The 463-nt window shown below is 72.7% G+C and carries 1 protein-coding gene; it reads right to left on the bottom strand.

What is annotated here, in order from left to right; all coding sequences use genetic code 11:
• Nucleotides 1-4: 4 nt before the first annotated feature.
• On the bottom strand, nucleotides 5-463 hold a 459-nt coding region (locus AC1DSF_RS30815; protein ID WP_478184109.1), incomplete at its 5' end, for a discoidin domain-containing protein.

Genomic DNA, 463 nt, shown 5'->3' with positions numbered 1-463 from the left:
GGCGTCAGCGGCCGCGGAAGAACTCGACTTCGGCGATGGCGGGGGGCTGGTCGGTGGGGGCGTAGACGCTGTCGATGCGGATGCGTACTTCGCGGACGTCGGTGTGGCGGAGGTCGAAGGTCTGCGGTCCGGGTTGGTCGCGCAGGCGGACGGCGACGTCGCTTTCCTCGCCGTCGGCGGCCACGATGCGGAACGTGAGCTTCTCGGGGCGGCCGTGGGCGAGGAAGTCCTMGGGCTTGCCGGACGTTCCCGGCGACACGATGACCTTGAGCAGCCGGACGGGGTGGTCGAACGTCGCGACGAGTTCGGCCCCGGGTCCGGGGTCGCTCGGCGCCCACGCGCGGTTGCTCACCCCGTCGAACGCGGCCGCCGCGGGCATCCCCGGCGCTTCGCTCGACGCGGTCTTGCCGGTCGGGGGCGCGGCTTCGGGGTCGGTGGTGTGGTCGCGGACGAAGTCGAACAC

It is taken from the genome of Variovorax sp. 01N429, assembly GCF_056399425.1.
The sequence above is the reverse complement of the archived record's forward strand: the minus strand, read 5'-3'. Positions and strand labels throughout refer to the sequence as shown.